At 30.7% G+C, this 15,379-nt stretch carries 5 protein-coding genes; all 5 read right to left on the bottom strand.

Going from position 1 to position 15,379, the window contains the following annotated elements:
* Positions 1-146: 146 nt before the first annotated feature.
* Entirely contained in the window at positions 147-2,468 is a 2,322-nt protein-coding gene (locus Arg41_RS04195; RefSeq protein WP_092343527.1) for a hypothetical protein, read from the bottom strand.
* A 24-nt stretch (positions 2,469-2,492) separates the two neighbouring features.
* The gene (locus Arg41_RS08165; RefSeq protein WP_172792666.1) at positions 2,493-2,630 is read right to left on the bottom strand and encodes a hypothetical protein; all 138 of its coding nucleotides are present in this window, start codon (positions 2,628-2,630) and stop codon (positions 2,493-2,495) included.
* A gap of 737 nt (positions 2,631-3,367) precedes the next feature.
* The gene (locus Arg41_RS04190) at positions 3,368-6,508 is read right to left on the bottom strand and encodes a hypothetical protein (protein WP_092343526.1); all 3,141 of its coding nucleotides are present in this window, start codon (positions 6,506-6,508) and stop codon (positions 3,368-3,370) included.
* Positions 6,509-6,772: 264 nt separating this feature from the next.
* Positions 6,773-10,336, bottom strand: a complete 3,564-nt coding sequence (locus tag Arg41_RS04185) for a hypothetical protein (protein WP_092343525.1) — start codon at positions 10,334-10,336, stop codon at positions 6,773-6,775.
* 974 nt (positions 10,337-11,310) lie between these two features.
* The gene (locus tag Arg41_RS04180; protein ID WP_092343524.1) at positions 11,311-15,075 is read right to left on the bottom strand and encodes a hypothetical protein; all 3,765 of its coding nucleotides are present in this window, start codon (positions 15,073-15,075) and stop codon (positions 11,311-11,313) included.
* Between the last annotated feature and the right edge of the window lie 304 nt (positions 15,076-15,379).

The following is a 15,379-nucleotide window of genomic DNA, read 5'->3' as shown; positions in this document are numbered from 1 at the left end:
AATCGGTAACTACCGACAACAAAGGATATTTCAAACAAACCTCAACAAATAGCCAAAGCATCGGCTTGATCAATACTGCTACTTGAATTTCAATTAAATATTAATTTGCAATAAACACTAAATAAGTAAAACATCTGTATCACAGATTATGACGAAATACCCTTTTTGCAATATGAATGATCATCTCCATATAAATTTTCCACATAAGCAATTTTGCTAATATCATATTTATTTTGACAGTCAGGTAACCATACCCTCCTCAATTCAGCAATACGCTTCTTAACCAGACAATCTATATCAGAGTATACAGTACTAATGAATTCTTTAATCAAATAATTACTTTCCTCATCAGTAATATTCCTCTCACATCCATATTCATCAACCACTTGAGTATCTGACAATAACAACTCTACTTTACCCAAAAACCCTCCTTCCTTAAACAATACTGTGCTTCTTTCATATACGATGTTGTACGCACTAAAACTTATGTCTTCTAGGCCAGATAAAGACATATCAACATCTGACGATAATGAACCAACAACCTCATCTACAATCTGACCCAAATTTCCAATAAATTCTAATTTAATAAAATCCAAATCTGATTTACACACTTCTTTAATATCTCTCAAGCCTAACGATGGTAATTTAATAACTTTATTCCAGATCCGGCATAGGTTACGCATAGCTTGTTTTCTCACAGATTTCATAAGAGCCCCAAGAAAAGTAAATCTCTCGGCAGATGTAAGTTCTCTAGCTGTCACAAAAGAACAATCAGAAGAAAAAACATTTACACGTGCCTTCAATAACACATCATTTATTTTTATACGCTCGCTTTCTATAATAGGAGCAATTTCTTTCTTAAAAATTGGCAGCAACTTTTTCGAAATCTCTTTCCAAGAACGTACACTTGCTACAGTAGCATCATCAAATTTATGCCTTTCGGCTATCATCTCACTGTACTTATCACTAATCAACCTATTCATTTTACGGGAAAATTGATTCCTTATATTAAGTATAGCGGCATCATCTTCATGGTAAAGATTGATTTTAAAGTTATGGGATTTATTAATTGCAGCTACTCCACCACAGTCCATCACCTTAACAGGTAGTGAAGCCTTAACCGGTAGTGGAAACTCATCAGTAAAATTCAAGTCAGAAACAGAATCACATTCATAATTAACAACACTACCCCATATTCTTCTCAATAACGTTGAAAATGCCTTATGTACAAGATTCATAACGTTTTTAAAAACTATGGAAGCCTCTTCCTTAGTAATTTCTCTATCAACTCCGCAATCAATTACCACACGAGACATAGATATAATTTTTTCTAATTCTATACTCTCCTCTTCAATAATGTGCTTAACTTCCTCTTTAGCAATTGGAACCAATTTTCTAGATATTCTAAACCAAGCACACGAACAGACAAAAGTATTATCATCAAATTTATATCTATTCTTTAACATATTGCTAAACTTATTATATACAATGCCTTTAATTATAGATGAAAATTTCTTCCTGGTGGACAAAATAGCAATATTGTGGGCACGACAGAGCTTAACTCCCCAACTTCCATCAGTAACTCTTCTAGAAATGATATTGGAACTGTCTTTATAACCATACCCAACATCCTCTGAAGATTTATTAACTACACTCAACCATGATAATCTAATAATGGCCTTTAGCCTCTTGTTTATAATATTCTTGACACGTGCCATGAGATTACTTTTTTCGTCTTCTGTGACCATTCTAATAGTGCAAGAAGAAGTATCACTTTCATTAACTTCCACTAGGCGTGCTCTAGATAAAAACCTATCCAATTCTTCATATTGATTCTTGATGATAGCACCAATCGATTGAATAGCTATCTCAGATAAATCCCCAGAAATAACAGACCAGGAAGAGTAACGCGGAACTACACCACTTGGAAGCTCAATTCTCCTCCTCAAGATACCAGAAAATAATTCGGCAAGATGCTCTTTAATCTGAAGTGAATACTTTATCCTAACAAACAAAATAAGTTTATCATCATCAGGATGCAAACTTAATCCCCACATGTTAATAATCTTATCTCTTTTACTCAACAAATCCATCGGCACAGAAGTAACCACAGGACATTCGCTTTCTAGCATAGTATCAACTAATAAATCACTTTTGCCATCAACTGGAAACATTAATGCCGATTTATCATAATCAAAATCAACATCCTTTGAGATGATAACTTTCCTACTCCTAAATAAGTTCATCCATATCCTGATATACAAATTTACATTTTTTCTATTTAGGCGGTTGGTATAAATTCCTAAGACATTACCACTCTCATAAGGGGAAAATTTTCTTTTTCTTATACCATCACCATCCAATATAACCACGTAAATCAAAAAATCATACAATTCCGCACGTTCTTCATCAACAATACACCTAAGAGCTTCTTGAAAAATAGGAAATATGTTTTTTGAATTTATCATTAATAGTTTTCATAGATTTATCAGCTAATTTCTTTCTAACGGATGAAATTTTAAATTATCATCAAACTTAATATTCACCACTACCATTCCTCTTATGGCAGAAAAACTACCAGACATTAGAACACGCCGTTCAGAAAAATAGTAAAAACCTCTAATAACCATATTTTATAATTTTTTTTATCAATTTCCCCTTCTACTAAAATATTAACTTTATATCACAATCCTTAATGATAATTACGAAATCTGTGACTGTAATTACAAATAATGTAGCATCTACAATAGCCAATACTTTTAAATACAATATGCAACTCACAAATAAAATATTTAGTCATATCGAATACTTTATCAATAGCCACAAAAAAATATACTCTACAAACATATTGTAAAAATCATATGGACAAAAAATGTCTGGCACACTATCTCTATTAAAATTACATTAACAAATAAATAGATCAATATAATTGATATCTTAATATAATGATAGGATGATAATTTTTATCATTAATTTTGAGTAAAAATAAAAATTTACATAAGGCAGGGATAAAATATAATCAACCTCTTTCGCAACTTCAACTTCGTAATCATTAATAGATGATAAGAAATTGCCAGTAAACCTATAATGCCAGCAAACCTATAAGCACGCTTAAGGGCGCACCCCTACACGAAAAGCCGTCATAAAAACATGATTAAGTATTAACATCATCTTTACAACTATGCTCATAAAATAAATACCGTGAAAATTTACAACACAGCAACAAACTATAATCACAAATCTACGGACCAACTAAAGAAAGATCAGGTACTACTTCAAGAGACGATACACAACAACCAAACCAACCAATATCAAGCAACTAACACAAAAATAATAATATATTAATTAAAAATAAAAAAAGAGATGATCAGACAGATGATAAAAACAGATCCCTCCACTTACTAATTCTTCCCCTAATGAGAAATTCTATATCGGAATCAATCATATCCATAAATTCTCTAAGCACAACTTCCTTTTCTTTATCTGTAATAAATCTACCATCTCCAGACAAATCAACAATTCTAGCACTAGACAATAACAACTCTAACCTCTTTAAAAAACCTCCATTATTAAATAAATTATGGCTCCTTACCAAAACTATACTGGATACAGTAAAAATTACATTGCTCAAGCATGTTAACATTACATCTGGAGATAATGAACCGACAACCTCATCAACAATTGGACCCAAACTTCCAATAAACTCCACCCTAATGTTATCAATCTCAAATCTGTATTCATCCTTAATATCTCTCAAACCTACAGACGAAAGTTTGATAACCTTATTCCATATTCTACTGAAATTACGTATCACCTGTTTGCTCACAGAATCCATAATGGTTACTAGAACCATACTAATTTCATATTGGGTAAGTTTCCTCGTTAGTCTTTTCCCGCCAAAAACACCAAGTGGATAAACATAAACAGATGAATTTGACAGAATACAACTTATTTCTGCACGTTCATTTTCTATAATTGGATCTATTTCCTTCTTTATAACGGGAAGCACTTTTTTAGATACACTACGCCAAGAATACATACTTATGGTAGTATCACCACCTATAAAGCCGAACTCTTTCCTCATTATTTCCCTATACTTCTTACTGATACGATTATTAATTTCACATAAAAACCTTTTCTTTACATATGAAATAGCAAAATCATCTTCGTAACAAATCTTGACGATAAAATCACCATTTTTATCGTTATAACAAACCTCCATACCACCAGAACCATTAAGCGATGATGAATTATCCCCAACACAAACAACATCAGAATCAGCACCTACATTAGAGACTTTATCATCAGTAAGATCAGACCCAGAAGAACCAACTACATCATCCCATACTTTTTTCAATAAGCTTTTTAATGCATTAAAGACGAGCCTAACAACATTTAACATGGCAAAGTAAATTTCCTCGTCAGTAAGATCACGATCAACTTTGCAATCAACAACCACGCGGGACCTAAATATAATTTCTTCTAACTCCTCCATCTCATCTTCAATAATGTGTCTAACTTCAGATTTAGCAATTCCAAGAAGTCTCTTAGATACCTTTATCCAAGTAAAATCATTAATAGAAGCACTTAAATCAAATTCATGTCTATTTTTCACTATATTGCTTAATTTATCATACAAAATAGTCTTAATTTTAGGCAAAAACCTCTTCCTAGCGTTAGAAATAGCAACTATATCAACACGTCTAAGTTTAACTCCTAGCCTTTCCGCTATAACTATCCCATTAACATCTTGATGCATGTCTTTATAGCTATATACAATGCGATTTGAAAAATTACTAACTACATATCCCCAAGACAACCTAGCAGACACCTTTATCCTTTTGTCTACAATTTTCCTGGCACGTAAAATTAGATCATTCTTCTCATTCTCTGTAATCCCCCTAATAACATAGGAAGAAAGATCTTTTTCATTAAAATTTGCTATACGTGCTTCAGATAAAACCCTATCTAATTCTTCATGTTGATCAGCAATAATAGATTCAAGAGATTTTATGGCAATTGGGAGCAATTCATCAGAGACAAAAACCCAAAAACAATTACGCAACACTCTCCCACTTGGAAGCACATATCCACTTTTCAACATATCAGAAAACAACGCAGTAAGATTATCTCTAATCTGTATTGAGAACTTTCTCCTAATAAACAAAATAAGTTTATCATCTTCGGGATGAAGTCTTAGCCCCCACCTGTATTCTATAGCATCTAAAAATCTACTACCCATTAATGAACGTTTCACAACAGTTAAATTTTCACCATGAGTTACTGAGAGATTTTTAAACAAAAGGAATTTTTCTTGGAAACATTTAATGATGCTGTACACATCCCTTGTAACAGTAGACATTAACAAATTTCTCATGTGCTCGATAATACGGTTAAAAATTAATAATCTATTTATTTCTATGTCCTCTTGTTTATCCCATATCACTACATTTTTCAAAAAATTGCTCAATTTATACTCTATGCCTTCTTCTATAATTTTTTTATCAAATTCTTCTTTTACTAGTACTTTAAATTTGTACCTCAATTCATTAAATTTATAATAAGCCTTACTGCAATCACGAATATAAGAACATTTAGTTCTTACCATTTCTTTAAGTACATAATTACACTTAACAATAAAATTGTGCATAATCACTTCAATTCTAGAAACAGCCATAAAGGAAATATATTTCCCAAATTTATTGCTAAATGACGCCGGGCAAATAAATTTGATTACGCTAATTCCGTCGAAATTACTAGCACAAATAAACGGATTACTATAACTAGGACCAGCAATCAATGGCAATAGAGAATCGCTCTTATTACAAAAATCATGCCAGTACTTCATTATCTTAAGCATAATTAATTTCTCTAGAGATGAAACAAAATATAAAAATAATTCTTCCATCTCAGAATAAGTCATCTCACGATCACAATCTCCATCAACAACCTTAGATTCAAAAATACTACTTATTGTTGCAGGAACAACATTAGACTGTAAAAAATTAATACACTTTGGCACCAATTTATACGCATTTTTAGAAAAAAAACAGCAAACTTCATTACAGCAAATTTCATTAATTGTTTTGTTGCTATTTTCTAAATTTTTCAAAAAAAACCTGAAACTACTAGATAAACTTACTAAAATTGAATTAATCTTATCTACAAAATACAACTTATGTCTATTCATAACTGATAAAAAATGTTTAGTAAGTATGTAACCATTCTTAACAGCATATTCTTGAAAAAAATCATCATCACAAATTTTAGATATTACTTCTATATCAATACTATGCTCATAATCAATGCATAAATCCTGTAGTAATAATTTATTTGACAAAGAAAAACCGTCAACAGTATCAATGGCGGAAAAAGTCGAAGTAATAGGATATGGACATGAAACTACTTCTAGTTGCAGTGCACGTGTATCTCCTATTTCAACCGGCAACCCGTGAGATCCAACTTGATTAACACCATTACTGTTTCCACTAGCATTTATGTTATACATCCACATATCTCTACATGACAAGCCAACACTAGTATGATATTAGTATCACCTAAAAAGTAAAGAGCGATTTTACTCCATAAAAACTAAGTTAACTTATATATATCTACGTTTATTACTATTCCAAAACATTAAAGCTACCACCATAAGAAGTTGCATATTTAGTAACAAAAGATGGAAGAATTATTATGATACTACTTTCAGTAATAAACCATCATTCGTTAACATCTAAATAACAACAAAATAGCTCCAATTAATTAATAACTCCTATTTATATTGTAAAGACGAATCGCTGAACTTTTCGATAACACGTTTCTTAACAAGACAATCCACATCGGAGCTAATAATATCCAAGAATTCCTTAAGTACACGTTTCTTTTCTTCATCCGTAATAAATCTATCCTTTCCATATAAATCAATAACTTGAGCAACAGATAATAATGACTCTACCCTGCTGAGAAATCCTCCTTTCTTAAATAAAGAACGGCTCTTTTCATTGGCAAGATTACTTGCATTAAAATTTATATGCTCCAAGTTAGGTAATATTTTATCAATGCCTGATGATAATGTATCAATAGCATCACTCACAATTGCTCCCAAATTACCAATAAATTCTAGCCTAATATTATCAACTTCCAATCTGTACGGTTCCTTTATATCAACTAAACTTATGGACTGTAATCTAATAATTTTATTCCACATTCTACTCAAATTAATTATTGCCCGTTTATACACATATTTCATAATGTTTTTAAGAACAAATGACCTCTCTTCAGATGTAAGATCTCTAGTCACTGTAGCCGAAACAGAACCATCAGAAGAAAGAATACAAGCTCTCGATTCTGATAATACATCACTTATTTTCATACGCTCATTTTCTATAATTGGATCAATTTCTTTCTTAATAATGGGGAAAATTTTCTTAGATACCTTTCTCCAGGAAAGTTTATCTACAATAGTATCATCGTTAAATTTATAACCTTTGCTTATCATTTCACTAAATATATTACCTACACAATTATGTATTTCAGATGAAAACTTTTTCCTTATATTTAAAATAGCAACGTCATCTTCATAGCACAGTCTAATTCTATATCCATCCTTTATGTAGCCTTCTTCTAATTCGATAATATCAACAGATGCTGGAGATGATTTAATAATACTATCTATATCAGAAACATTAGCCACCACACGATCTCTAACCTCAATTAAATTATCACTTAAATTAGCAGTTACATTACACCTAATTATATCATTCCACACCCTCTTAAATAAAATTTTTAATGCTCTATACACAAGATCCATAATGTTTTCTAAGACTGTAGATTTTTCTTTGTCGGTAAGACTTCTGTCAACTTTATAATCAACTACTACGCGTGCCTTAGATATAATTCCTTCCAATTCTTTTCGTTCACATTCAAGAATGTGACTAGCTTCATTTTTAGCAATCGGAAAGAGTTTTTTTGAAACCTTGAACCAAGAAAATTCTCCAATATAATTGGGGGACTTAAATTTACGTGAATTCTCGGCAATGCAACTAAATTTGTTATATATAAATCCCCTAATCTTAGATGAAAATTTCTTTCTGGTATTCAAAATAGCAACATTATCGCTATAGCGAAGCTTAACTCCCCAACTTCCTTCTAAATCAACTATATCGATATCTTGATACTTTTCTTTATACCCATATCTAATAAAAGATTTATTAACCATCCTGGACCACAATGTTTTAATAGCTACCCTTGAGTTTTTATCTATAAACTCTCTAGCTGATCTCATGAAATGATTTTTTTCATCATCTGTAATTTCTCTAAAAACACAGGATGAACAAGAATTATCATTAACACCCACTACACGAGCCTTAGCTAAAAACCTAACTAATTCTGTATACCTATTTTCATTAATAGACTCAAGTGATTTCATCGCCACTTCAGATAATTCACTAGAAATAAGATCCCAAGAATACTTGCGCAACACTCTACCACTTGGGAGTACAGTTCTCCTTCTATACATACCAGAAAACAATTCGGTAAGATGATCTCTAATTTGCATTGAAAATTTTCTTTTAATACCCAAAATGCTCATATAATCTTCACGATGGAGATTTAGTCCCCAAATAATAGCAGGAAATTCAATTTTTACTGAAGAACTATCCATCAATGAATCATCACCATCAGTAGTAGCTACAGATCCTACTATATTATCTGTAACAGAAGATACAGATTCTCCAGACTCCACAAATTCACTAGCAACTCCCAGTGACTTCAACATATTATGTTTCTTGCCAACAATTAATTTCATCCAAACCCTACTGTATAAATTTATATTTTTTGTATGTACAAGCTCGATATAATTTTTTGTAATGGTAGCTATATCCTCATGCGTAGCCTTTCTAGTGCCAGCTGAATATCCGTCAAATACACAAATGTCTTCTACTACAAAAGCATTGGATAAAATCGTAGATAGCTCTTTACGCTCAGCATCAACAAGATGTTTTACTGCTTCATGAGCAACAGGAGACAATTTTTTTGATATATCAACCCAATCAACTATATCAATAACTGTACCATCTAAAAATTTATATTCCTCCTTCAGCATTGCACAAAACTTATCCCTAACAACTTTCCTAGCCTTAGCAGAAAATTTTATCCTTATAGATAAAATTTTACAATCATCATCAGGATGAATATACACCCCGAGCTTATTTCCATCTTGGAAAAACCTAATGATGTTATGTAAATCACTATTACCAGTATTTACTAAAAAATCATGCATGTGCTCAATAATTTTGTTAAGAATAAAAACTCTATCTATTTTCTCAATGTTATTCCATATCAATACATCATTTAAAAAATTTCCAAACCTGTATCTAACTTTTTCTTCTATTATTTTTCTTTCAAATTCTTCTTCTAACAAAAGTCTAAATTTATCACGTAATTCCTTAACATAATCATCAACAGTACTACCTCTATTAAAAATGCAGTAACATCTATGAAAAATATTTTTTTTCAATACATAATTGCATTTATCAATAAAATCACTCATCATTTCATCAATTTTAGCAATAGCCATAAAAGAAATACATGCACCGAACTTATTTGCAAATGAAGCTGGAAAATTAATAACAGGAGCAGTAACTCCATTAAAATTACGAGCGCAAACAAACGGATTACTGTAGTCAACCTCAGGAATTAAAGATAATAAATCTCTTTTATCATAGAAACTACGCCAACACTGCATTATCTTAATCATGATTATCTTTTCCAAGTTGGTAACAAAATATAAAAACAATTTCTCCATCTCGGAATAAGACATTCTAAATTCTGATTTTATGTCAATAACATTTGAATCAAATATACTCTTTATTGTTACAGGAATAATATTGCATTGCAAAATGCAAACACACTTAGCCCTCAAATCATATGCTCTTTTAGAAAAGGAAACAGTAGTCTCATTCATTAAATCTGCAGTGCTTCCATTATTTTCGTTTAACTCATTTAAAAAATGGTAAAAACTGCCATATAAATCGGTAAGGGTAGAATCGACTTTACCAATAAAATTAATTTTATGCTTATCCATAACTGATAAAAAATCTTCAGAAAATACATATCCACACTTAATAGCATATTCTTGCAAAAAATCATCATTGCAACATTCTGATACCATTTCAATACCACTGCTATACCCATATCCAACACATAAGTCTTGAAGCAATTGATAAGATATAAATGAGATATCATTAGAAATAGGTAGATCAGAATCAACAGATGAAAAATCATTGTCAACTTGAGCAAAATTATTACTATTTACATTAATGCTGTGAAAACGCATAACACACATCTTTATACAATTTTTCAAACAATGACAAAAGTATTATTAATCAAAAGCAAACATAAAACATAGGGTATTTTATTACACTAACTAATCTCAAAGATTAAGCTTAGCAACTCAAAAAATACTGTAGGTTTAATTACTACACATCACTATAATAATCCGCCCAGATACATATCGCTTGATAATTACAACAGTTGACCAACCATTGCATTGTGCCTATAATATTTATTGCTATATTTAACTAACATAGATACAATCAAATCCCTCGAGATAATACACATGACAATTAACCTCCAGAGTTACTACCACCGCATAACCATAAATCACAACTCAAAACTTAACAAGTAAAACTCACTCGTAATCTACTATACATCACCAATTACTATCACAAAAAAGATAAACTATAAATTGATAAGTTCATAGCAATAACGTTTATACAGCATTAAGAAAAATCATTCATTAAAAAATTATATCATCTCATAAAATTATGGCACCATAATTACATAACATTGCCAAACTTCATTTATATACCTCACCAAACCACATATAATAATTTAGCAGTTATATTCAAGTAACAAATAAATTTGCACTTTGCTAGTATTAATGTTAATACTACACCATGAAAAATATTTTTTAATATCACATAAAAATATAAAAATTTTTTGGAATGTAATGCATTAATTAATGATCAACTTCTCGATCAATTACTGCACCTGCATGAGATATAATTTCTTCTACGTGATTTTAATATAATCTCTTATAATTATTTTAGTTGTAATATAAAATAAACACCACTTACCTCATTAAAAGCATGACTTGTCTAAAAGTAGAAAATACAAAGCAAATACCATCTACTATTATACTCATGCAAAATAAAATACCAAACAATACATTAAAAACCAACGATATACCCTAATAAACAACATCACATTTACTACATATTACACTATTAAAAATAGTAAGTTAGACAATCAAGTTCCGTAGTATGATTTCTTAGCATAAGAATGATCAAAAAGAGCTGAATCCACACCATAAGCAGTTATAACTTTCTTACGTCCATCATGACATTTATACTCCCCATATACACTACTAACTGAAGACATACCAAGTAAATTCAATCCTCCAAGAGAAGACACATTATGTAATTTACCAACGCGCTTTTTAATAAGGCAATCTCTATCTGAATCTACCATATCAATAAATTCTTTAAGTATATACTTTCGTTCATCACAAGTAACAGTACTACAATTGCCGGATGCATCAAGTACTTTAGCTTCTAGCAACAATGATTCCACCCTACCAAGAAACCCACCTTCTTTAAAAAAAGAATTGCTTTTTTTAGACAAGACATCATATAGAAAATCAGAATTTACCTCACCTATTCCAGACAACAATGAATCAACATGTTCATCAACAACCCCACCTAAAGCACCAATAAATTCCAACCTAGTATTATCTAACTCCAATTTATATTCCCCACTAAGATCTCGCAAACGTAACGAAGGTGGTAACTTGGAAATCTTATTCCATATTCGACTCAAATTAATTGTTACTTTTTCATATACAGATTTCATAACAGTTTCCATAACTTCAGATCTCTCATTAGATGTAAGCACTCTTGTTATTCTAGTAGTACCATGAACATCTAGTGAAGAGATATCTACACGTGATCTCAATAATATATCACTTATCTCCTTTCGTTCTTTTTCTATTATGGCATGAATCTCATCCTTAACAATGGGAAATATTTTTTTCGATACCTTTCTCCATGGATATGTTCCTACAACAGTTCCATCATCAAGTATGTACCTTTCTTTCATAATTTTACTAAATTTATTACTAACATAACTATAGATTTCAGATGAAAATTTCCTCCTTGTATTTAAAATAGCAAGATCGTCTTCACAACAAAGTTTAACTCTCAACCGATAATCTTTATTACCTACTAAATCTAATTCTTTACAATCTAAGGTATTGACCGATTGAGAAAAATTACCACCAGTGCTATCGTCTTCAGAATTAGTAACTGATACAAAATCTACAACATCAACAGAATTATCTCTTAGAGAAATAATTGCGCTATCCCATGCTCTCCTGAACAAAGTTTTTAAAGCACTGTCCACAAGCTTCATAATGTTTGCTAAAACAGTAGACTTTTCTTCACTAGTAAGATCTCTATCTATTTTGGAATCAACTACTACACGGGCCTTAGATATAATTTTCTCTATTTCTTCTTGTTCATCCTCAATAATAGCTCTAACTTCTTCTTTGACAATAGGAGATAGTTTAGGTGACACCCTGAACCAAGCAAATGCACCAATAAAGGTACCATCATTAAATTTATGTTTATTCCTTATCATACTACTAAACTTAGCATATACAACATCCTTTATTTTAGATGAAAAACTAATCCTAGCATTAAGGATAGCAACATTATCACTATAACGAAGCTTTACTCCCCAACTTCCTCCTACAAATAATTTATCTACATCCTGATACTTTTCTTTATAACCATATCCAATATCTGTTGAAGATTTATTAACTACACGCAACCACGACAATCTAATAGCAGAGGTTAGCCTTCTATCTACAATCCTACTGGCACGTAGCATAAGCTCTTTTTTTTCATCATTAGTAATTTTCCTAATGATACAAGAAGAATCACCTCCATTAGCATCTAATACACGCAACTTAGATAAAACTATATCTAACTCTGCAAGTTGATTTTCAATAATAGACCTAACCGATTCTATTGCTATCTCGGATAGTTCAGAAGAAATAATAGTCCAAGAAGAATCACACAGCACTATACCACTGGGAAGTACCGCTCTTCTTCTTAACATACCAGAAAATAATTCAGCGAGATGGAATCTAATTTTATTAGAAAACTTCCTCACAACAAAAAGAATTACTTTATTGTCATCAGGATGTATATTTAATCCCCATATATTAATAATTTTGTCTCTTTTACCCAATAAATCTGCTGACATCAAAGTAACTACCGGTAAATCATTTTGTGCAGAATTAATAGTATCTAAAGAATCATCACAAATATCCTTTGAGATATTATCAGCTGAACTTCTAATTAAATCTCTCCATACTAAACGAAATAAATTTCTATTACTATCATAAATAAAATTAGAAGATATTTTAAAAATTTCTTCCCTTTCCTCAGATGTAGCTTTCCTTACGGAATAAGAAGACCCGTCAAATATACTATCGTCATCAATTATACGCACATTAAGCAAAAAATTAGATAGCTCTTCACGTTCCACATCAATAATATTCCTAACTGTTTCTTGAGCAATTGGAAACATATTTTTTGATGCTTTATCCCAATTAAATATCCCAATAACCGTTCCATCTAAAAACTTATGTTTTTCTTTTAACATTTCACAAAACTTGTCCCTAACATTATTTTTACATTCGGCCGCAAATTTTTTTCTGATGGATGAAATTTTATTGATATCCCCAGGATGTATTTTAACACCCCACTTACACTTCCAATCCTTCAACAAACGTTTTATAGCTAAAGATTTAGATTCATTAAAATTTCTAATAATCCTACAGGCACTATTGGTAGATTTATCAACTAGTAAATTTTTCATGTACCTAATAATATTGTCAAAAATCAATACTACATCACTTTCTGTTATTTTAACTTTACCCCATATAACTAAATTATTAAAAAAATCAACAATCCTATCCTTAATTCTTACTTCTAGTATATTTTTATTGAATTCTTTTTCTATTAAATTATAGAAATTAATGCGCAATGAATCATACAATTTTACAAAATCAGCACAGGTATTGCTACTGTAGCCATAAATATAGGAACACTTATAATGAATAACTTCTTTTAATACATCATTGCAATTATCAATAAAACTCAATATCATATCGTCAAGTTTGGCACCAGCTATAAAAGAAATGCGCTCACCAAATTTATTGGTAAAAGCAGCTGGGCAATTAGTTATGGGATGACTAATTTTGTATAAATTGTGTACACAAATAAAAGGATTGCTGTAATCGATATCTGAAATTGATAATAAAGCGTCTTTTTTTTTATTATAAAACTTAGACCAATGATTTTTCACCTTAGCCATCACCAATCTTTCCAATCTTGTAATAAAATACAAAAATAATTTTTCCATCTCAGGGTAGGTAACTTTACTTTCAGACTCACCATCAATAACAGTGGCTTCGGTAATAATTTTTATAGCTATGGGGACAATCTCATGCCTCAAAATATCAATACATTTAGATATCAAATTGTATGCACGTTTAGAAAAAGTAAGACAAGATTTATTCATTAAAAATACTATATTAGCATCAAAGCAACCTTCTAAATTTTCCTGAAAAAAACAAAAACTGCCACATAAATCAATTAAAATAGAATCTACTTTATCAATAAAGTTTATCTTTAGCTTGTCCAACATTGACCAAAAAAACTCGGAAAATTTATACCCATGTTTAATAGAATACGAATGCAAAAAGCTATCATCATAATCTTCTGATAATTTTTCAAAATTACTGACATAACCACAAAAATCATACATATCTTGTAATAATTCATTGTGCGAAAGTGGATTATCAGTGGAAGCAATATTACTAACAGAAGGATCAACAGGATCCGAAACTACCAACGATAGCGAGGATTGACAACTTGATCCAACAGACGATACATCACAATCACCCTGATCATAAACGTTTCTATGGGTACTTATATTATACATACTATACGTCTCACCATATTCCATTTATATAGAAACAACAATATCACTGACTAAAAACTAAATCACGTTTTTTCACTTACATCTATGATAAATCACTTATTTTAATAACATAGTCTACCAGCATAAAACATAATATAGTTTTTATAGACTGCTAAATCCATCACCGGAATCTAATAAGAACACCACAAATAGAGCACCTAATTTACTATCAAATACATTGATGAGGTAACATCCATAAGCGTAAAATAATTATACCACGTTAATAAAACCTCCTCTTTTATTAAATAGGTAATAACTTAAATTA

The organism is Candidatus Ichthyocystis hellenicum (assembly GCF_001460935.1).
Lineage (GTDB): Bacteria > Pseudomonadota > Gammaproteobacteria > Burkholderiales > 2013Ark19i > Ichthyocystis > Ichthyocystis hellenicum.
Note: the sequence above shows the minus strand (reverse complement) of the source record. Positions and strands in the feature narration are given on the sequence as shown.